At 55.0% G+C, this 19,851-nt stretch carries 19 protein-coding genes; 15 read left to right on the forward strand and 4 right to left on the reverse strand.

What is annotated here, in order from left to right:
* Positions 1-24: 24 nt before the first annotated feature.
* Positions 25-831, reverse strand: coding sequence for a dienelactone hydrolase family protein (locus AB6731_RS22255; RefSeq protein WP_014172118.1), 807 nt, complete (start codon positions 829-831; stop codon positions 25-27).
* A gap of 255 nt (positions 832-1,086) precedes the next feature.
* Between AB6731_RS22255 and udp the strand changes: the two genes are divergently transcribed.
* The 9 genes from udp (at position 1,087) to tatD (ending at position 8,995) form a co-directional block, all read left to right on the forward strand.
* A complete protein-coding gene (gene udp / locus AB6731_RS22260) occupies positions 1,087-1,848 on the forward strand; it encodes a uridine phosphorylase (RefSeq protein WP_003860792.1) in 762 nt (253 codons plus the stop codon).
* Between the two features lie 137 nt (positions 1,849-1,985).
* The gene (gene rmuC, locus AB6731_RS22265) at positions 1,986-3,443 is read left to right on the forward strand and encodes a DNA recombination protein RmuC (RefSeq protein WP_014172116.1); all 1,458 of its coding nucleotides are present in this window, start codon (positions 1,986-1,988) and stop codon (positions 3,441-3,443) included.
* A 66-nt stretch (positions 3,444-3,509) separates the two neighbouring features.
* Positions 3,510-4,265 (forward strand): bifunctional demethylmenaquinone methyltransferase/2-methoxy-6-polyprenyl-1,4-benzoquinol methylase UbiE, encoded by a 756-nt coding sequence (gene ubiE / locus AB6731_RS22270; protein ID WP_014172115.1) that lies wholly within the window; start codon positions 3,510-3,512, stop codon positions 4,263-4,265.
* Between the two features lie 13 nt (positions 4,266-4,278).
* The gene (gene ubiJ, locus AB6731_RS22275; protein WP_032680095.1) at positions 4,279-4,884 is read left to right on the forward strand and encodes a ubiquinone biosynthesis protein UbiJ; all 606 of its coding nucleotides are present in this window, start codon (positions 4,279-4,281) and stop codon (positions 4,882-4,884) included.
* The gene (ubiB, locus tag AB6731_RS22280; RefSeq protein ID WP_014172113.1) at positions 4,881-6,521 is read left to right on the forward strand and encodes a ubiquinone biosynthesis regulatory protein kinase UbiB; all 1,641 of its coding nucleotides are present in this window, start codon (positions 4,881-4,883) and stop codon (positions 6,519-6,521) included. Before ubiJ ends, ubiB begins: the two co-directional genes overlap by 4 nt.
* 76 nt (positions 6,522-6,597) lie before the next feature.
* Entirely contained in the window at positions 6,598-6,852 is a 255-nt protein-coding gene (gene tatA, locus AB6731_RS22285) for a Sec-independent protein translocase subunit TatA (protein WP_020882874.1), read from the forward strand.
* A 3-nt stretch (positions 6,853-6,855) separates the two neighbouring features.
* The gene (tatB, locus tag AB6731_RS22290) at positions 6,856-7,398 is read left to right on the forward strand and encodes a Sec-independent protein translocase protein TatB (protein ID WP_371006815.1); all 543 of its coding nucleotides are present in this window, start codon (positions 6,856-6,858) and stop codon (positions 7,396-7,398) included.
* Between the two features lie 2 nt (positions 7,399-7,400).
* Positions 7,401-8,171, forward strand: coding sequence for a Sec-independent protein translocase subunit TatC (gene tatC / locus AB6731_RS22295; RefSeq protein ID WP_014172110.1), 771 nt, complete (start codon positions 7,401-7,403; stop codon positions 8,169-8,171).
* A gap of 41 nt (positions 8,172-8,212) precedes the next feature.
* The gene (gene tatD, locus AB6731_RS22300) at positions 8,213-8,995 is read left to right on the forward strand and encodes a 3'-5' ssDNA/RNA exonuclease TatD (protein WP_371006816.1); all 783 of its coding nucleotides are present in this window, start codon (positions 8,213-8,215) and stop codon (positions 8,993-8,995) included.
* Here the strand turns inward: tatD and rfaH are convergent.
* Positions 8,992-9,483, reverse strand: a complete 492-nt coding sequence (gene rfaH, locus AB6731_RS22305) for a transcription/translation regulatory transformer protein RfaH (RefSeq protein WP_020882871.1) — start codon at positions 9,481-9,483, stop codon at positions 8,992-8,994. The two genes, tatD and rfaH, sit on opposite strands and share 4 nt — an antisense overlap.
* A gap of 170 nt (positions 9,484-9,653) precedes the next feature.
* Between rfaH and ubiD the strand changes: the two genes are divergently transcribed.
* Positions 9,654-11,159, forward strand: a complete 1,506-nt coding sequence (gene ubiD / locus AB6731_RS22310; protein ID WP_014172107.1) for a 4-hydroxy-3-polyprenylbenzoate decarboxylase — start codon at positions 9,654-9,656, stop codon at positions 11,157-11,159.
* Positions 11,160-11,189: 30 nt separating this feature from the next.
* Positions 11,190-11,891: an NAD(P)H-flavin reductase gene (gene fre, locus AB6731_RS22315; protein WP_014172106.1), complete on the forward strand. Its 702-nt coding sequence runs from the start codon at positions 11,190-11,192 to the stop codon at positions 11,889-11,891.
* Positions 11,892-12,073: 182 nt separating this feature from the next.
* Here fre and fadA read toward each other — a convergent pair whose 3' ends face one another.
* Entirely contained in the window at positions 12,074-13,237 is a 1,164-nt protein-coding gene (fadA, locus tag AB6731_RS22320) for an acetyl-CoA C-acyltransferase FadA (RefSeq protein WP_014172105.1), read from the reverse strand.
* Positions 13,238-13,246: 9 nt separating this feature from the next.
* Complete coding sequence (gene fadB / locus AB6731_RS22325) at positions 13,247-15,436, reverse strand: fatty acid oxidation complex subunit alpha FadB (protein WP_371006818.1); 2,190 nt, start codon at positions 15,434-15,436, stop codon at positions 13,247-13,249.
* Between the two features lie 190 nt (positions 15,437-15,626).
* Here fadB and pepQ point away from each other — a divergent pair, with 190 nt between their 5' ends.
* From pepQ to hemG, 4 genes are read left to right on the forward strand one after another with little or no spacing between them, the layout of a single operon-like run.
* Positions 15,627-16,958, forward strand: coding sequence for a Xaa-Pro dipeptidase (gene pepQ, locus AB6731_RS22330; protein ID WP_371006819.1), 1,332 nt, complete (start codon positions 15,627-15,629; stop codon positions 16,956-16,958).
* Positions 16,958-17,572, forward strand: coding sequence for an IMPACT family protein (locus AB6731_RS22335; RefSeq protein WP_020882868.1), 615 nt, complete (start codon positions 16,958-16,960; stop codon positions 17,570-17,572). The genes pepQ and AB6731_RS22335 overlap by 1 nt, the downstream gene beginning before the upstream one ends.
* Positions 17,573-17,613: 41 nt before the next feature.
* A complete protein-coding gene (gene trkH / locus AB6731_RS22340) occupies positions 17,614-19,065 on the forward strand; it encodes a Trk system potassium transporter TrkH (RefSeq protein WP_025202793.1) in 1,452 nt (483 codons plus the stop codon).
* 10 nt (positions 19,066-19,075) lie between these two features.
* Positions 19,076-19,621: a menaquinone-dependent protoporphyrinogen IX dehydrogenase gene (gene hemG, locus AB6731_RS22345; RefSeq protein WP_371006820.1), complete on the forward strand. Its 546-nt coding sequence runs from the start codon at positions 19,076-19,078 to the stop codon at positions 19,619-19,621.
* Positions 19,622-19,851 lie beyond the last annotated feature (230 nt).

The following is a 19,851-nucleotide window of genomic DNA, read 5'->3' on the forward strand; positions in this document are numbered from 1 at the left end:
CGTAGCCGCGACCGGGCTTTTGTTTTACGCTTTTTTCCCGCCGTACTGGCTGAACCATGCCAGCATCCGCTGCCAGCCATCTTTAGCCGATTCCGCGTGATAGCTCGGACGATAGTCGGCATTAAAGGCGTGGCCGGCATCCGGATAAACAATGATTTCAGCTTTTGCATTGGCTGCACGGAGCGCATGGCGCATGGTCTCTACCGTATCAAGCGGGATCCCGGTGTCCTGGCCGCCATACAGCCCTAAAACTGGGGCATTTAACTCGGTGGCGATATCAACGGGATGCTTCGGCGAGTTCAGCGTTTTCTCCCCCACCAGTTTGCCGTACCAGGCAACGGCGGCTTTAAGCTGCGGATTATGTGCGGCATACAGCCAGCTGATACGTCCTCCCCAGCAGAAACCCGTCACCATCAGACGATGTGCGTCGCCGCCATTGCGCGCAGCCCAACTGGCCACGTGGTCCAGATCGGCCAGTACCTGTGCATCCGGCACTTTGCTGACCAGGTTGCTGAACAGCGTCGGTATATCACTGTAGTCGTTCGGATCGCCCTGACGGAAATAGAGCTCTGGCGCAACGGCCAGATAACCTTCCAGCGCCAGACGGCGGCAAAGGTCGCGAATATGTTCGTGAACGCCGAAAATTTCCTGAACCACAATCACGATGGGCAGCGGGCCGTCGGCCGATTTTGGCCGCGCGTGGTAAGCAGGCATATTCTCCCCCTGCGAGGGGATGGAGGTCTCACCTGCCGTAATGGCCTCTTCAGGTGTTGAGACGATGGTTGATGCATGGGGGGCCGCTGCAGGTGCAAAACCGGTTTTTTCAGTCATGGCATTCTCCGTACCAATGAGTTAGCGCAAAGGTAAATATAGTCACCAGGTTAACAATTCACAGTGCCTGAAACGGTCTATCTTTTGTGCAGCACCTGACGATATAACTTGTTAATGTGATGTGAATCACTATTTCATGGAAATTTACTGCAATCATTTTCATTCATGGTGAGATGTGTCACGTAATTCTGCTTACTGCTTCTGTAAAGTACCTTTTTACTTCTTCTGACTAACCGACCCACAGAGGAGTCACCTATGTCTAAGTCTGATGTTTTTCATCTCGGCCTCACTAAAAACGATTTACAAGGGGCTACGCTGGCTATCGTCCCGGGCGATCCTGAGCGTGTGGAAAAGATCGCCGCGCTGATGGATAAGCCGGTTAAGCTTGCTGCCCATCGTGAATTCACCACCTGGCGCGCTGAGCTGGATGGCAAAGCGGTGATCGTCTGTTCTACCGGTATCGGTGGCCCGTCCACCTCAATTGCTGTTGAAGAGCTGGCGCAGCTGGGTATTCGTACTTTCCTGCGTATCGGGACTACCGGTGCCATTCAGCCTCATATCAACGTTGGCGACGTGCTGGTGACAACCGCTTCCGTGCGTCTGGACGGCGCGAGTCTGCACTTTGCCCCTATGGAATTCCCGGCGGTGGCGGATTTCGAATGCACCACCGCACTGGTTGAAGCCGCGAAATCCGTTGGCGCAACCACCCACGTAGGCGTGACCGCCTCTTCTGATACCTTCTACCCAGGCCAGGAGCGTTATGACACCTTCTCCGGCCGCGTGGTAAGCCGTTTCAAAGGTTCTATGGAAGAGTGGCAGTCTATGGGCGTAATGAACTACGAAATGGAATCTGCAACCTTGCTGACCATGTGCGCAAGCCAGGGTCTGCGTGCCGGTATGGTGGCGGGCGTTATCGTCAACCGTACCCAGCAGGAGATCCCGAACGCGGAAACCATGAAGCAGACCGAAAGTCATGCGGTGAAAATCGTGGTTGAAGCAGCGCGTCGCCTGATCTAATCCCTTCTTATACGAAAAAAGGCCGACCCGTTCGGCCTTTTTTTTGCGTAGCGCCTCGCAGGAAAACCCTTTCAAACTGGACGTTTATACAGCACAATTCTATTTTGTGCAGGTAATACGTTGATGCAGGGGGCATTGTGGATATCTCAATCCTGATTTATGCAGTGATTGCGCTGGTGGGCGTGGGGGCAGGCTGGCTGATTTCCAGCTACCAGCACGCGCAACAAAAGGCCGATCAGCTGGCCGAGCGCGAAGAGATAGTCGCCGATTTAAGCGCGGCAAAACAGCAGGTTGCGCTGAGCGAACACTGGCGTGACGAATGCGAGCTGCTCAACAACGAGCTGCGTAATCTTCGCGATATCAACACCTCGCTGGAGGCCGATCTCCGCGAAGTGACTACCCGCCTCGAATCCACCCAGCTGCATGCGGAAGATAAAATCCGCCAGATGATGAACAGCGAGCAACGCCTCAGCGAGCAGTTCGAGAATCTCGCGAACCGCATTTTTGAACACAGCAACCGCCGCGTAGACGAACAAAACCGCCAAAGCCTGAATAGCTTGCTGACGCCCCTGCGTGAACAGCTGGACGGCTTTCGTCGTCAGGTACAGGACAGCTTTGGCCAGGAGGCTCGTGAGCGGCACACGCTGGCGCATGAAATTCGCAATCTTCAGCAGCTGAATGCGCAAATGGCGCAGGAAGCGGTCAACCTGACCCGTGCGCTGAAGGGCGATAACAAAACCCAGGGCAACTGGGGGGAAGTGGTGCTGACCCGCGTGCTGGAGGCCTCTGGCCTGCGGGAAGGGTATGAATACGAAACGCAGGTGAGTATCGAGAACGATGCCCGCTCGCGTATGCAGCCTGATGTGATTGTGCGGCTCCCGCAGGGCAAAGATGTGGTGATAGACGCCAAAATGACGCTGGTGGCTTATGAGCGCTATTTCAATGCGGAAGATGACTACACCCGCGAGTCGGCGCTGCAGGAGCACATCGCCTCCGTGCGTAACCACATTCGTCTGCTGGGCAGAAAAGACTACCAGCAGTTACCCGGCCTGCGCTCGCTGGATTACGTCCTGATGTTTATTCCGGTTGAACCCGCGTTCTTGCTGGCGCTCGACAGACAGCCTGAACTGATTACCGAAGCCCTAAAAAATAACATTATGCTGGTGAGCCCCACCACGCTGCTGGTGGCATTGCGCACTATTGCCAACCTGTGGCGCTATGAACATCAGAGCCGTAATGCGCAGCAGATTGCCGATCGCGCCAGCAAGCTTTACGACAAAATGCGCCTTTTTGTGGATGATATGTCCTCGGTCGGGCAAAGCCTTGACCGCGCCCAGGATAACTATCGCCAGGCGATGAAAAAACTCTCTTCCGGGCGTGGCAACTTACTGGCGCAGGCCGAAGCGTTTCGTTCCCTGGGTGTGGAGGTGAAGCGCGAGATTAATCCGGAATTAGTTGAGCAGGCCACCGCCCAGGATGAAGAGTTTCGCCTGCGCGAAGGCGCTGGCGAACAAAAGACAAACAGTGAAGACAATACGTTAGCGACAGATTTAACGTCAGACGAGCGTCCGGCACGTTTCTTTCGCGAAGGTTGAAACGTAGGGCAAACGCGCCCAATCTGTTACACTTCACGAACATTTTACTGATAAGCAGGCTCTGAGATGGTTGACGATTCACAAGACACGACGCACTTTGGCTTTCAGACTGTCGCCAAAGCGCAGAAAGCTGATATGGTGGCCCACGTATTTCATTCCGTGGCGGCGAAGTACGATGTGATGAATGACTTGATGTCGTTCGGCATTCATCGCTTGTGGAAGCGCTTCACCATCGACTGTAGCGGTGTGCGTCGTGGACAAACGGTACTGGATTTAGCCGGCGGTACAGGCGATTTGACAGCAAAATTCTCCCGTCTGGTGGGCGAAACCGGTCGCGTTGTTCTGGCAGATATTAACGACTCAATGCTCAAAATGGGACGTGAGAAGCTGCGTAACATCGGCGTGGTAGGTAATGTCGAGTATGTGCAGGCGAACGCCGAAGCGCTGCCTTTCCCGGATAATACCTTTGACTGCATCACTATCTCCTTCGGCCTGCGTAACGTCACCGATAAAGAAAAAGCGCTGCGCTCCATGTACCGCGTGTTAAAGCCGGGTGGACGCCTGCTGGTGCTCGAATTCTCCAAACCGATTCTTGAGCCGTTAAGCAAAGCTTACGACGCATACTCATTCCATGTACTGCCGCGCATTGGTGAGCTGGTGGCAAACGACGCGGAAAGCTACCGGTACCTGGCGGAATCTATCCGTATGCACCCGGATCAGGACACCTTAAAGGCCATGATGCAGGATGCGGAATTCGAGAACGTTGAGTATTTCAACATGACGGCAGGTGTCGTCGCGCTGCATCGCGGTTATAAGTTCTGAGTGGAGGTTTCCCGTGCCCTTTAAACCCTTAGTCACCGCAGGCATCGAGAATGTCCTGAATGCCTTTCTTTACCGCGCACCGGCGCTAAAAGCCGCACGTCAGCGGCTTAACGGCAAGGTGCTGCGTGTTGTTCTGAAAGAGTTCTCGACGCCGCTTGTGCTGGTTTTCAGTGAACGCCAGCTTGACGTTCTGGGTGAGTGGGAAGGTGAAGCCGACTGCTCCGTGATTACGCACATGAGCGTGCTGCCAAAATTACGTGACCGTCAGCAGCTTACGGCGCTTATCCGCAGTGGTGAGCTGGAAGTGGAAGGCGACATTCAGGTCGTACAGAATTTCGTTGCGCTCAGCGATCTGGCCGAGTTTGACCCGGCAGAGCTGCTTGCGCCTTTCATTGGCGACATTGCTGCCGAAGGGATCGGTAAAGCCATTCATGGCGGTACGGCTTTCCTTCGCAAGAGTCTGCAACGGCAGCAACGCTATGCGGCGGAAGTGCTGACTGAAGAGTGGCGTATGGCCCCTGGCGCGCTTGAAGTTGCATGGTTTGCGGAAGAGACCGCAGCGGTTGAACGCGCGGTGGATGCCTTAACCAAACGGCTGGAAAAACTGGAGGGCAAATGACGCCTGGTGAAATTCGGCGCCTCTATTTTATCGTCCACACCTTTTTGAGTTACGGGCTCGACGAGCTTATCCCCAAAATGCGTATCACGCTGCTGCTTCGCATCTGGCGGCGGATGTTGTTCTGGATGCCTAATCGTCATAAAGATCAGCCGCTGGGTGAACGTCTTCGCCTGGCGCTCCAGGAGCTGGGCCCGGTATGGATTAAGTTCGGGCAAATGCTCTCGACTCGCCGCGATCTTTTCCCGCCGCAGATTGCCGATGAACTGGCACTGCTGCAGGACCGCGTTGCACCGTTTGACGGTGTGAGAGCGAAAAAACAGATCGAAGAGGCGATGGGCAATATTCCTGTCGAGACCTGGTTTGACGATTTCGAAATAGAACCTCTTGCTTCAGCCTCTATCGCCCAGGTGCATACAGCACGTCTGAAAGAGAATGGCAAAGAGGTGGTTATCAAAGTGATCCGCCCGGACATCCTGCCGGTAATCCGAGCGGACATGAAGCTTATCTATCGGCTTGCACGCTGGGTTCCGCGCCTGCTCCCCGACGGACGCCGTCTGCGCCCAATGGAAGTTGTGCGGGAGTATGAAAAAACGCTGATTGATGAATTAAACCTGCTGCGTGAATCGGCAAATGCCATCCAGCTGCGCCGGAACTTTGAAAACAGCCCGATGCTCTATGTGCCGGAAGTGTATTCGGACTACTGCAGCCAGAACATGATGGTAATGGAGCGGATTTACGGTATTCCGGTCTCGGATGTGGCAGCCCTGGAAAAGCAGGGAACCAACATGAAGCTGCTGGCCGAGCGTGGTGTACAGGTCTTCTTTACCCAGGTATTCCGCGACAGCTTTTTCCACGCGGACATGCACCCGGGGAATATCTTCGTCAGTTATGAGCACCCGGAAGACCCGAAATATATCGGTATTGACTGCGGTATTGTGGGCTCGCTGAACAAAGAAGATAAGCGCTATCTCGCTGAGAACTTTATTGCCTTCTTTAACCGTGATTACCGCAAGGTGGCCGAGCTGCACGTTGATTCTGGCTGGGTTCCGCCGGACACCAACGTCGAAGAATTTGAGTTTGCTATCCGTACCGTCTGCGAGCCGATTTTTGAAAAGCCGCTGGCAGAAATTTCCTTCGGACACGTATTGCTGAACCTGTTTAACACGGCACGCCGCTTCAACATGGAAGTGCAGCCACAGTTAGTTTTACTTCAGAAAACATTACTTTACGTTGAAGGTGTAGGTCGACAGCTCTATCCTCAGTTAGACTTATGGAAGACTGCGAAACCTTTCCTTGAATCCTGGATTAAGGATCAGGTGGGCATTCCGGCGCTGGTGCGCTCTATTAAAGAGAAAGGCCCGTTCTGGATAGAAAAAATGCCTGATATTCCTGAACTGATTTACGACAGTTTGCGTCAGAGCAAGAACCTTCAGCACAGCATGGATAAAATCGCCCGCGAGCTTCAGTCCAGCCGTGTTCGACAGGGGCAGTCGCGCTATCTCTTTGGCATTGGAGCAACGCTGCTGCTGAGTGGTACGCTGTTGCTGATTACTCGCCCTGACTGGCAGATGATGCCCGCCTGGCTGATGGCTGGCGGTGTTGTGGTCTGGCTCGCCGGCTGGAGAAAAACGCGCTGATTTTGCGTCGCTATCGACGGGTCGCCTACGTATAATGCGACCTGACTCATTAATCATCTATCCCTGAGGTACATGTATGGGTGGTATCAGTATCTGGCAATTGTTGATCATTGCCGTCATCGTCGTGCTGCTGTTTGGCACGAAAAAGCTCGGTTCTATCGGCTCCGATCTGGGCGCGTCTATCAAAGGCTTCAAGAAAGCGATGAGCGATGATGAGAGCAAGCAGGATAAAACCAGCCAGGATGCTGACTTTACTGCTAAATCCATCTCCGACAAGCAGGAAGAGGCGAAAAAAGAAGACGCTAAACGCCACGATAAAGAGCAGGTGTAATTCGTGTTCGACATTGGTTTTAGTGAGCTGCTGCTGGTCTTTGTGATTGGCCTGATAGTGTTAGGACCCCAGCGTCTGCCGGTGGCGGTGAAAACCGTTGTGGGCTGGGTACGCGCGCTGAGATCGCTGGCTTCGACCGTACAAAATGAGCTGGCGCAGGAACTTAAGCTGCAGGAGTTTCAGGAAAGCCTGAAAAAGGTGGAAAAGGCGAGCATGGATAACCTGACGCCTGAACTGAAAGCCTCAATGGATGAACTGCGTGAAGCGGCAGAATCCATGAAGCGCTCCTACAGCGTCAACGATCCTGAAAAGGCGAGCGATGAAGCCAACACCATCCACAACCCGGTGGTGAAGGACAGCGAAGCGCAGCGCGAGGGCGTTACGCCTGCCAGCGCGGAGCATCAGGCTACCGCGCCTGAACAAACGCCGCAGGAATCTGAACCGAAAAAACAGGTGCAGCCGGAAGCACCGGTGGTAAAAGCGGCTGACGTTAAGCCCGCCGCACCTGTTTCCGAATCATCCCCCTCGTCGAGTGATAAAGCGTAAACATGGCAGTAGATGATACCCAACCGCTGATTACGCACCTCATAGAGCTGCGTAAGCGCCTGTTAAACTGCATTATCGCGGTTTTCCTCATTTTCTTATGCCTGGTCTATTTCGCCAATGATATCTACCAGGTTGTCTCTGCGCCGCTGATCAAGCAGATGCCGCTGGGGGCAACGATGATCGCAACCGACGTTGCATCACCGTTCTTTACCCCTATTAAGCTCACCTTCTGGGTATCGCTGATTGCCTCTGCGCCGGTCATTCTTTATCAGGTGTGGGCGTTTGTGGCGCCAGCGCTGTACAAGCATGAACGCAAGCTAGTGATCCCGCTGCTGGTATCCAGCTCGCTGCTGTTCTATATCGGCATGGCGTTCGCCTACTTTGTTGTCTTCCCGCTGGCTTTTGGCTTCCTGACGCATACCGCGCCGGAAGGGGTTCAGGTGTCGACGGATATCGCCAGCTACCTTAGCTTTGTGATGGCGCTGTTTATGGCGTTCGGCGTGGCATTCGAAGTGCCGGTAGCCATTGTGCTGCTTTGCTGGGTAGGAGTGACGACCCCTGATGACCTGCGTAAGAAGCGCCCGTATATCCTGGTCGGCGCGTTTGTGGTTGGCATGCTGCTCACACCACCTGACGTCTTCTCACAAACGCTGCTGGCAATACCGATGTATTGTCTGTTTGAAGTCGGCGTATTCTTCTCGCGTTTCTACGTGGGAAAAGGGCGTCGGTCGGATGACGAAGACGATACGTCGGAAAAGACCACTGAAGAGTAAAACCAGCCGCCCGTCAGGGCGGTTGTGCTATGGGGAATCGCATGTTTGATATCGGACTCAACCTGACCAGCTCGCAGTTTGCGAAAGACTGCGATGAAGTCGTCGCGCGTGCTTTTGCCGCCGGGGTGAAAGGGCTGCTCCTGACGGGAACCAACCTGCAAGAAAGCGAGCAGGCGCAGCAGCTTGCTCAGCGCTATGATCGCTGCTGGTCAACCGCTGGCGTGCATCCTCATGACAGCAGCCAGTGGACGCCGCAGAGCGCTGAAATCATACACAGGCTGGCGAAAACCCCTGAAGTCGTGGCCATTGGCGAATGCGGTCTCGATTTCAACCGTAACTTTTCCACACCAGCCGAACAGGAAAAGGCCTTCACCGCCCAGCTCGCCCTGGCGGCGGAGCTTGGAATGCCTGTGTTTATGCACTGCCGTGACGCGCATGAGCGCTTCCTCGCCTTACTGGAACCCTGGCTCGATAAACTGCCCGGTGCGGTACTGCACTGCTTTACCGGTTCACGGCAGGCAGCGCTGGATTGTCTGGAACGCGGGTTATATCTGGGCATTACCGGCTGGGTTTGCGATGAACGTCGCGGGCTTGAGCTTCGCGAGCTGTTGCCGGTGATCCCGGCGGACCGCTTGCTTGTTGAAACCGACGCACCTTATCTGCTGCCGCGAGATATGCAACCCAAACCGGCTTCTCGACGTAACGAACCGGCCTATCTGGGGCATATTCTTGAGAGCGTAGCGCGCTGGCGCGGAGAAGACCCGCACTGGCTGTGCGCACAGACGGATGACAACGTGCGTCGCCTGTTCGGGATAGACGTTTAAACTTTGCGGAAGTCGGTGTTTTTCACGCTCTGCAATACCTGTTTATTCAGCAGGTTGAGCAGCAGCATGGAGCGTGCTTCACCGTCAGGCTCGGCGAAAATCGCCTGTAAGCCCTCGAAAGCCCCTTCAGTGATGACGACGCTGTCGCCTGCGTAGGGGGTTTCCGGATCGGTGATGCCTTCAGGTTGCTGGTACACCGAAAGCTGATGAATCACCGTTGACGGGACCGTTGCCGGGTGAGCGCCAAAACGCACAAAGTGGCTGACACCGCGTGTGGCGCTGATGGTCGTGGTGTGAATCACTTCCGGGTCGAACTCAACGAACAGATAGTTCGGGAATAATGGCTCACTGACGGTCGTGCGCTTCCCGCGCTGCATTTTTTCAAGCGTGATCACGGGTGTCAGGCAATTTACAGACTGACGTTCAAGATGTTCCTGCGCGCGCTGAAGTTGCCCGCGTTTGCAATACAGTAAATACCAGGCCTGCATAATCACTCTTTCCCTTAGTTCGGGGCGCAAGCATATCAAAACCCTGGCGGGATCGCTAAGTTGATTATAATGGGGGAAAAGGGAACAGAATGCATAAGTTCACGCTAATTTAACAAAATTACAGCATCAAGCAGGCTTACGCCGTATAATGAAGCGCTTACAGAGAGGCCATGACTAACTGCATGAAATACCACGATCTCCGCGACTTCCTGACGCTGCTGGAAAAGCAGGGCGAACTCAAACGCATTACACTTCCTGTTGATCCTTATCTGGAAATGACAGAAATTGCTGACCGCACCCTGCGTGCCGGTGGCCCCGCTTTACTGTTTGAAAACCCAAAAGGGTATTCGATGCCGGTGCTGTGCAACCTGTTTGGTACACCGCGCCGTGTGGCGTTGGGGATGGGACAGGAGGACGTCACGGCGCTGCGCGAAGTGGGTAAACTGCTGGCGTTTCTGAAAGAGCCAGAGCCACCGAAAGGTTTCCGCGATCTGTTCGATAAACTGCCGCAGTTTAAGCAGGTGCTTAACATGCCAACCAAACGTCTGCGCGGCGCACCGTGTCAGCAGAAAGTGCTGGAAGGCGATGCGGTGGATCTGACAAAAATTCCTGTCATGCAATGCTGGCCTGAAGATGCTGCGCCGCTTATCACCTGGGGGCTCACCGTCACGCGTGGTCCGCACAAAGAGCGACAAAATCTGGGTATTTACCGCCAGCAGCTGATTGGCAAGAATAAGCTCATCATGCGCTGGTTGTCACATCGTGGCGGTGCCCTGGATTTCCAGGAGTGGTGTGCTGAACACCCGGGCGAGCGTTTCCCGGTTTCCGTTGCGTTAGGCGCCGATCCGGCCACGATTCTGGGGGCGGTAACGCCAGTGCCGGATACGCTGTCCGAATATGCCTTTGCAGGCCTGCTGCGCGGAACCAAAACCGAAGTCGTGAAGTGTATTTCTAATGACCTTGAAGTTCCTGCCAGCGCGGAGATCGTTCTGGAAGGTTACCTTGAGCAGGGCGAAATGGCACCGGAAGGGCCATACGGTGACCACACCGGCTATTACAACGAAGTTGATAACTTCCCGGTGTTTACCGTCACGCACATCACCCAGCGTGAAGATGCGATTTACCACTCCACCTATACCGGACGTCCACCGGATGAACCGGCGGTACTGGGAGTGGCGCTGAACGAAGTGTTTGTGCCGATCCTGCAAAAGCAGTTCCCGGAAATTGTTGATTTTTACCTGCCACCGGAAGGGTGTTCGTATCGCCTGGCGGTGGTGACGATGAAGAAGCAATATCCTGGTCACGCTAAACGCGTGATGATGGGCGTATGGTCTTTCCTGCGCCAGTTTATGTATACCAAATTTGTTATTGTCTGCGATGATGATGTTAACGCCCGCGACTGGAATGACGTTATCTGGGCCATTACTACGCGAATGGATCCGGCGCGCGATACGGTGTTAGTCGAAAACACGCCGATAGATTATCTGGATTTTGCCTCGCCGGTCTCCGGCCTTGGCTCAAAAATGGGACTGGATGCCACAAACAAATGGCCCGGCGAAACCGAGCGTGAATGGGGTCGACCGATCAAAAAAGATCCTGCCGTGACCGCGCGCATTGACGCGATCTGGGATGAACTGGCCATAATGAATAACGGTAAACCTGAAACAGGCCGTTAAGCCCTATAGACTTCACGACAGAGAGAGCGAATGACAACCTTAAGCTGTAAAGTGACCTCGGTAGATGCTATCACCGACACCGTATATCGCGTCCGTTTAGTACCTGAAGCGGCATTCTCTTTCCGCGCCGGTCAGTACTTGATGGTCGTGATGGATGAGCGTGATAAGCGTCCCTTCTCTATGGCTTCTACGCCAGCAGAGCAGGAATTTATTGAGCTTCATATTGGTGCGTCTGAGCTTAACCTGTATGCGATGGCCGTCATGGATCGCATTCTGAAAGAACGTGAAATCGTGGTGGATATTCCTCATGGTGATGCCTGGCTGCGTGAAGATGAAGACCGTCCGCTGATCCTAATTGCGGGGGGAACGGGTTTCTCTTACGTGCGCTCTATCCTGCTGACGGCCCTGGCGCGTAACCCGGATCGCGATATCACCATCTACTGGGGCGGCCGCGAAGAGAAACATCTCTACGACCTGTCTGAACTGGAAGCATTAAGCGTCAATCATCCACACCTGCGCATTGAGCCGGTGGTGGAGCAGCCTGAAGAGGGCTGGCGTGGGCGCAGCGGTACGGTACTGACGGCGGTGCTGCAGGATCACGGCACGCTGGCGGGACATGATATCTATATTGCTGGCCGTTTTGAGATGGCGAAAATTGCCCGTGATCTGTTCTGCAACGAACGTGACGCGCGTGAAGACCGTCTCTTCGGCGATGCGTTCGCGTTCATTTAAATAAAAAACCCGCCCCTGACAGGCGGGAAGAACGGCAACTAAACTTTATCTCTTCGCCACTGGCGCCATAACTGCGTTGGCTGCGCGTGCTCACCCGAATCCCTTACTTCCGTAAGCGCATCGGGTGCCGCTCGCGTGCCGCCGTGTTCTGGCGACACTGGCTGTAAGAACCCCTCGAAGATTTACACTCGCTCAAATACCGTCGCGATACCCTGACCCAGCCCGATACACATCGTCGCCAGACCAAACTGAGCGTCTTTGCGTTCCATCAGGTTAATCAGCGTGGTGCTGATGCGTGCCCCGGAACAACCCAGCGGGTGACCGAGGGCGATCGCGCCGCCATTGAGGTTAATCTTGTCGTCTATCTGATCCATCAGGCCCAGATCTTTGATGCACGGCAGGATCTGCGCGGCAAAGGCTTCGTTCATCTCAAACAGATCGATATCACTGGTGGTTAAGCCTGCTTTTTTCAGCGCCAGCTTCGAGGCCGGCACCGGACCGTAACCCATAATGGACGGATCGCAACCCACCACCGCCATCGAACGCACCCGGGCGCGAGGCGTCAGGCCTAACTCGCGGGCACGGCTTTCACTCATCACCAGCATCGCGGCGGCCCCGTCAGATAGGGCAGACGAGGTGCCTGCCGTTACCGTACCGGTGACCGGGTCAAACGCCGGGCGCAGCGTAGAAAGGGTTTCTACAGTGGTTTCCGGGCGAATCACTTCATCGTAGCTGAACTGCTTCAAAACGCCGTCAGCATCGTGACCACCGGTTGGGATGATCTCATGCTTAAATGCGCCGGATTGCGTTGCGGCCCAGGCGCGTGCGTGGGAGCGCGCGGCAAAGGTATCCTGCATTTCGCGGCTGATGCCGTGGAGGCGGGAAAGCATCTCAGCGGTCAGGCCCATCATTCCCGCCGCTTTCGCCACGTTACGGCTCATGCCCGGGTGGAAATCAACCCCGTGGCTCATCGGCACGTGGCCCATGTGCTCCACGCCGCCGACCAGACAGGCCTGCGCATCACCGGTCATGATCATGCGTGCCGCATCGTGCAGCGCCTGCATTGACGAACCACACAGACGGTTAACGGTCACCGCCGGAACTGAATGCGGGATCTCCGCCAGCAGCGAAGCGTTACGGGCGATGTTAAAGCCCTGTTCGAGGGTTTGTTGTACACAGCCCCAGTAAATATCGTCGAGCGCAGCGGGGTCCAGTGCCGGGTTACGCGCCAGCAGGCTACGCATCAGGTGCGCGGAGAGGTCTTCCGCGCGCACATTACGGAATGCACCGCCTTTTGAACGGCCCATCGGGGTGCGAATCGCATCAACAATGACAACCTTTTCCATTGTGACTCCTTAAGCCGTTTTCAGCTCGCCAACCGGACGGGCTGGCTCAACTGCTGGGTAATAGGGTTCGTTATGGCGCGCTTTGTTACGCAGACCTTCCGGCACGTCATACAGCGGGCCGAGGTGCTGGTACTGCTGAGCCATATCGAGATAACGGGCGCTGCCGAGCGTATCCAGCCAGCGGAACGCGCCGCCGTGGAACGGAGGGAAGCCGAGGCCGTACACCAGCGCCATATCGGCTTCTGCCGGGCTGGCGATAATGCCTTCTTCCAGGCAACGCACCACTTCGTTGATCATTGGAATCATCATTCGGGCGATGATTTCATCGTCGGTGAAGTCACGTTTCGGCTGGCTGACGTCGGCCAGCAGGCCATCCACCGCCGCGTCTTCTTCTTTCTTCGGTTTACCTTTGCTGTCTTCTTTATAGCGCCAGAAGCCCAGGCCGTTTTTCTGACCAAAGCGGCTGGCGTCAAACAGGGCGTCAATGGCGTCGCGGTAATCTTTCTGCATGCGCTGCGGGAAGCCTGCCGCCATCACCGCCTGGGCGTGGTGTGCGGTGTCAATGCCGACCACATCCAGCAGATACGCCGGACCCATCGGCCAGCCGAACTGTTTTTCCATCACTTTGTCGACTTTGCGGAAATCCGCACCGTCGCGCAGGAGCTGGCTGAAACCGGCGAAGTACGGGAACAGCACGCGGTTGACGAAGAAGCCCGGACAGTCGTTGACCACGATTGGGGTTTTGCCCATTTTGCTGGCCCATGCCACGACTTTGGCGATCGTTTCGTCAGAGGTTTTTTCCCCACGGATCACTTCGACAAGCGGCATACGGTGCACCGGGTTAAAGAAGTGCATACCGCAGAACTTTTCCGGGCGCTTCAGAACGTCTGCCAGTTCGCTAATCGGGATGGTGGAGGTGTTTGAGGCCAGTACGGTATCAGGACGAACCTTCTCTTCGGTTTCCGCCAGCACCGCTTTTTTGACTTTCGGGTTCTCAACGACCGCTTCAACGACCACATCCACACGGTCGAAACCGCTATAGTCCAGGGTCGGGTGGATTGTCGAGATCACCCCTGAGAGTTTCAGACCGTCAATTTTGCCGCGTTCCAGCTGTTTATTCAGCAGCTTGGCCGCTTCGGTCATGCCCAGCGTCAGGGATTTCTCGCTGATGTCTTTCATCACCACAGGCACGCCTTTCCAGGCCGACTGATAAGCGATGCCGCCGCCCATAATGCCTGCACCGAGTACCGCCGCATGTTTTGGCGTCTCAACATTTTTGGTCAGCTGTTTCGCCTTACCTTTCACGAATTGATCGTTCAGGAAGATGCCCACCAGTGCGCGAGCTTCATTAGTGTGCGCCAGCGGAACAAAGCTTTGGTTTTCCAGTTTCAGCGCTTCATCACGGCCAAAGCGGGCCGCGGCTTCAATCGTTTTAACGGCGGTAATGGGCGCGGGGTAGTGTTTGCCTGCCGTCTGCATCACCATCCCTTTGGCGATGGTGAAGCTCATGGCGGCTTCAATTTTGCTGAGTTTCAACGGTTCAAGCTTCGGCTGACGTTTGGCTTTCCAGTCGAGGTCGCCATTAATGGCCTGATGGAGAATGGCGAGGGAGCCTTCAATCAGTTTTTCTGGTTTAACCACACCGTCCACCAGGCCTATTTTCTGCGCCTGTTCCGCCCCGACATCTTTACCGGCGGCGATGATCTCCAGGGCGCTATCGGCACCCAGCATGCGTGGCATGCGTACGGAACCGCCAAAGCCTGGCATGATGCCCAGTTTTGTTTCCGGCAGGCCGATGCGCAGGTCTGGCGTGGCCAGACGATAGTCGGTCGCCAGCACGCACTCGCAGCCGCCGCCCAGCGCGTAGCCGTTAACGGCGGAGACTGTCGGAACAGGCAGATCTTCCAGACGATTAAAGACGCTGTTGGCAAAGTGCAGCCACTGGCTCAGCTGTTCTTCCGGGACCTGGAACAGTGAAAGGAATTCGGTGATATCTGCACCGACAATAAAAGCCGCTTTGTTTGAGCGCAGCAGCAGTCCTTTTAATTCAGATTGTTTTTCAAGCACATCCAGCGCCTGGCCAAGACTGGCCACCGTCGCGGTATCAAGCTTGTTGACTGAGCCGGGGGCATCGAACACCAGTTCGGCAATGCCATCTTCCAGCCAGTTGAGGTACAGGGTGTCGCCTTTGTAGAGCATGTCAGTCTCCTGAATCCAGCAAGTGGATCTGGTCATACCAGATGAGACGGAGTGTGGGATTTATGTTAATAAAATGCAAATTTCTCATTAAGAAATTGCTGCATTGATCACGGTCGGTGGAAATCACGCAGTCGGAGTCAGGTGTGCTAAGATGCGATGACTTGAGCTCAGAAAAATGAAAGGAAGAAAGATGGACTCACTGGCTTCGCTTTATAAAAATCATATCGTTACCCTACAGGAACGTACCCGTGATGTACTGGCGCGCTTTAAGCTGGATGCGCTGTTAATCCACTCCGGAGAGCTGATTAACACCTTCCTGGATGACCATGCGTATCCGTTTAAGGTCAACCCGCAGTTCAAAGCCTGGGTGCCCGTCACGCAGGTCCCAAATTGCTGGTTGCTGGTGGACGGGGTGAACAAGCCGAAACTGTGGTTCTATTTGCCTGTCGATTACTGGCACAACGTTGAGCCGCTGCCGACCAGCTTCTGGACGGAAGAAGTGGACGTTATCGCTTTACCAAAAGCCGATGGCATTGGCAGCCTCCTGCCAGCCGGGCGCGGCAACATTGCTTATATTGGCCCGGTTCCTGAGCGTGCGCTCGGTCTGGATATTCCGGCGGATAAACTCAATCCGAAAGGGGTTCTGGATTATCTGCACTACTATCGCGCTTATAAGACCGACTACGAACTTTACTGCATGCGTGAAGCGCAAAAAACGGCGGTAAACGGTCACCGTGCTGCGCATGAAGCGTTCCAGTCTGGCATGAGCGAGTTCGATATTAACCAGGCGTATCTGACCGCCACCGGCCACCGTGACACTGATGTCCCTTACAGCAACATCGTCGCGCTGAATGAGCATGCGTCCGTTCTGCACTACACCAGGCTCGATCACCAGGTGCCATCCGAGATGCGCAGCTTCCTGTTGGACGCCGGGGCAGAGTACAACGGCTATGCGGCCGACCTGACCCGCACCTGGGCGGCAAATGCGGATACCGATTTTGCACAGTTGATTAAAGACGTTAACGATGAGCAACTGGCGCTTATTAGCACCATGAAAGCGGGAACCAGCTATGTGGATTACCACATCCAGTTCCATCAGCGCATCGCTAAACTGCTGCGTAAGCACCAGATCGTGAAAGACATGAGCGAAGAGGCGATGGTGGAAAACGATCTGACCGGCCCGTTCATGCCGCACGGTATTGGTCACCCGCTGGGCCTGCAGGTTCATGATGTTGCCGGTTTTATGCAGGACGATACCGGTACGCACCTGGCCGCGCCGTCTAAATATCCTTACCTGCGCTGCACGCGTATTCTTGAGCCGCGTATGGTGCTGACCATCGAGCCGGGTATCTACTTTATCGAATCGCTGTTAGCGCCATGGCGTGAAGGCCCGTTCAGCAAGCACTTCAACTGGGACAAAATTGAAGCGCTGAAACCGTTTGGCGGTATTCGTATCGAAGACAACGTGGTGATCCACGAAAACGGTATTGAGAATATGACGCGAGACCTGAAGCTGGCCTGATGGATAGCTGGCTGATACCGGCTGAACCGGTCACCTTTGTTGAGGAAATTAAGAAGAGTCGATTCATTACGCTGCTGGCACATACCGACGGCGTTGAGGCGGCAAAAGCGTTTGTTGAGTCCGTTCGCGCGCAGCACCCTGACGCACGTCACCACTGCGTGGCGTGGGTGGCAGGGCCGCCGAACGATTCACAACAGCTGGGGTTTTCCGATGACGGTGAACCGGCAGGCACAGCCGGTAAACCCATGCTCTCCCAGTTGATGGGCAGCGGCGTGGGTGAAATCACCGCCGTGGTCGTTCGCTACTATGGCGGTATCTTATTAGGCACGGGTGGACTGGTTAAAGCGTATGGCGGTGGGGTTCAGCAGGCACTGAATATGCTGATTACCACCCGCAAAACGCCGCTCACCGAATATACTTTACTGTGCGATTACGGTCAGTTATCCGGCATTGAGGCATTGCTAAAGCAGTTTAACGGCGTCATCGCGCACAGTGACTATCAGGCAATGGTGCAACTACGCGTGGCGCTTCCGCAGGCGGAACTGGCTGCTTTTTCAGCAAAGCTGGCGGATTTTAGTCGCGGTTCGTTGCAATTGCTGCCGATTGAAGAATAATCCCCACCTCACTTTTTTGAATACCAAAGGAAGCGGCAGAGATGCATTTTCGTGCCATTACCCGAATCGTTGGACTGCTGGTCATACTTTTTTCCGGGACGATGATTCTCCCAGGACTGGTAGCGCTTATCTACCGGGACGGCGCGGGGCGGGCATTTACCCAGACCTTCTTTGTCGCGCTGGCGATTGGCTCTCTGCTGTGGTGGCCAAACCGTCGTCAAAAGGGTGAGCTGAAATCTCGCGAAGGGTTTTTGATTGTTGTTCTGTTCTGGACAGTGCTGGGAAGCGTGGGTGCGCTACCCTTTATCTTCTCTGAACAGCCTAATCTGACCGTCACGGATGCGTTTTTTGAATCGTTCTCGGGTTTAACGACGACCGGGGCGACCACGCTGGTCGGGCTGGATTCCTTACCGCATGCCATTCTCTTTTATCGCCAGATGCTGCAATGGTTCGGGGGGATGGGGATCATCGTCCTGGCAGTGGCCATTCTGCCTATTCTTGGCGTCGGGGGGATGCAGCTTTACCGTGCGGAAATGCCGGGTCCACTGAAAGATAACAAGATGCGCCCGCGCATAGCCGAGACGGCGAAAACCCTGTGGCTTATCTATGTCTTACTGACGGTCGCCTGTGCGTTAGCATTATGGTTTGCCGGGATGCCTGCATTCGACGCTATCGGGCACAGCTTTGCGACGATCGCCATCGGCGGGTTCTCGACCCACGATGCCAGCGTGGGTTACTTCGACAGCCCCACCATTAACACGATCATTGCCATCTTCCTGCTGATTTCCGGCTGTAACTACGGTCTGCACTTCTCCTTACTCAGCGGGCGTAGCCTGAAGGTGTACTGGCGTGACCCGGAGTTTCGCATGTTCATTGGTGTCCAGCTTACGCTGGTCATCATCTGTACCGTGGTGTTGTGGTTCCACGATGTCTATAACTCCGCGTTGACTACGTTAAATCAGGCGTTCTTCCAGGTGGTGTCGATGGCAACCACCGCCGGTTTTACAACGGACAGTATTGCGCGCTGGCCGCTGTTCCTGCCGGTACTGCTGCTGTGTTCTGCGTTCATCGGGGGGTGTGCGGGGTCGACGGGCGGTGGCCTGAAGGTGATCCGTATTCTGCTGTTGTTTAAGCAGGGGAACCGTGAACTTAAACGTCTGGTCCACCCGAACGCGGTTTACAGCATCAAACTGGGTAACCGTGCCCTGCCGGAACGTATTCTTGAAGCGGTGTGGGGGTTCTTCTCGGCCTATGCGCTGGTCTTCATCGTCAGTATGCTGGCGATTATCGCGACGGGGGTGGATGATTTCTCTGCCTTTGCTTCCGTCGTTGCAACGTTGAATAACCTCGGACCTGGCCTGGGGGTTGTGGCGGATAACTTTGCCAGTATGAACCCGGTCGCGAAATGGATCCTCATCGCCAACATGCTGTTTGGTCGTCTGGAGGTCTTTACGCTGCTGGTGCTGTTCACCCCAACATTCTGGCGCGAGTAAGGAGTCGTCGGTGAAAACACTTATTCTTTTCTCTACGCGGGATGGGCAAACGCGTGAGATTGCCTCATATCTGGCTTCAGAATTAAAAGAGCTGGGGATTTACTCTGATGTGGTGAACCTGAACCGCACGGAGCAGATAGCCTGGCAGGATTACGACCGTGTGGTTATTGGCGCGTCTATTCGTTATGGGCATTTCCATCCGGCGCTGGATCGTTTTGTGAAAAAGCATACGGCAGTACTCAATAAACTGCCCGGGGCTTTTTACTCGGTCAATCTGGTGGCGCGTAAACCTGAGAAACGTACGCCGCAGACCAACAGCTATACGCGCAAGTTTCTGTTGAGCTCTCCGTGGCAGCCGGACATCAGCGCCGTCTTTGCCGGCGCGCTGCGTTATCCGCGCTATCGCTGGTTTGACCGCTTTATGATTCGCCTCATTATGAAGATGACCGGCGGCGAAACCGATACGCGCAAAGAGGTGGTGTATACCGACTGGTCGCAGGTCGCCAGTTTTGCGCGGGAGATCGCACATTTATCAGGCGATTCGCGGCTTAAATAGGCGTGACGTTTGAAAAGTGAGCGAACGAAAAGTTTTTTGTATTTTGTGCTTGTCACTTCAGAATAACTCCCTATAATGCGCCTCCACTGACACGGAACAACGGCACACACGCCGCCGGGTTAGCGGGGTTCAGAGATGAACGCCAACAGAGACAAGCGAAAATAAATGCTTGACTCTGAAGCGGGAAAGCGTAATATGCACACCCCGCGCCGCAGCGAAAACGAAGCGGC

It is taken from the genome of Enterobacter sp. RCC_40 (genome assembly GCF_041360735.1).
In the GTDB taxonomy this organism is placed as follows: Bacteria; Pseudomonadota; Gammaproteobacteria; order Enterobacterales; family Enterobacteriaceae; genus Enterobacter; species Enterobacter ludwigii.

Bases quoted from the DNA above. Each gene is read 5' to 3' on its own strand.
- trkH (WP_025202793.1), top strand. From the start codon at position 17,614: ATGCATTTTCGTGCCATTACCCGAATCGTTGGACTGCTGGTCATACTT.
- udp (WP_003860792.1), top strand. From the start codon at position 1,087: ATGTCTAAGTCTGATGTTTTTCATCTCGGCCTCACTAAAAACGATTTA.
- ubiB (WP_014172113.1), top strand. From the start codon at position 4,881: ATGACGCCTGGTGAAATTCGGCGCCTCTATTTTATCGTCCACACCTTT.
- fadB (WP_371006818.1), bottom strand. From the start codon at position 15,436: ATGCTCTACAAAGGCGACACCCTGTACCTCAACTGGCTGGAAGATGGC.
- rfaH (WP_020882871.1), bottom strand. From the start codon at position 9,483: ATGCAGGCCTGGTATTTACTGTATTGCAAACGCGGGCAACTTCAGCGC.
- ubiE (WP_014172115.1), top strand. From the start codon at position 3,510: ATGGTTGACGATTCACAAGACACGACGCACTTTGGCTTTCAGACTGTC.
- tatD (WP_371006816.1), top strand. From the start codon at position 8,213: ATGTTTGATATCGGACTCAACCTGACCAGCTCGCAGTTTGCGAAAGAC.
- pepQ (WP_371006819.1), top strand. From the start codon at position 15,627: ATGGACTCACTGGCTTCGCTTTATAAAAATCATATCGTTACCCTACAG.
- AB6731_RS22335 (WP_020882868.1), top strand. From the start codon at position 16,958: ATGGATAGCTGGCTGATACCGGCTGAACCGGTCACCTTTGTTGAGGAA.
- AB6731_RS22255 (WP_014172118.1), bottom strand. From the start codon at position 831: ATGACTGAAAAAACCGGTTTTGCACCTGCAGCGGCCCCCCATGCATCA.
- tatC (WP_014172110.1), top strand. From the start codon at position 7,401: ATGGCAGTAGATGATACCCAACCGCTGATTACGCACCTCATAGAGCTG.
- ubiD (WP_014172107.1), top strand. From the start codon at position 9,654: ATGACTAACTGCATGAAATACCACGATCTCCGCGACTTCCTGACGCTG.
- tatA (WP_020882874.1), top strand. From the start codon at position 6,598: ATGGGTGGTATCAGTATCTGGCAATTGTTGATCATTGCCGTCATCGTC.
- fre (WP_014172106.1), top strand. From the start codon at position 11,190: ATGACAACCTTAAGCTGTAAAGTGACCTCGGTAGATGCTATCACCGAC.
- fadA (WP_014172105.1), bottom strand. From the start codon at position 13,237: ATGGAAAAGGTTGTCATTGTTGATGCGATTCGCACCCCGATGGGCCGT.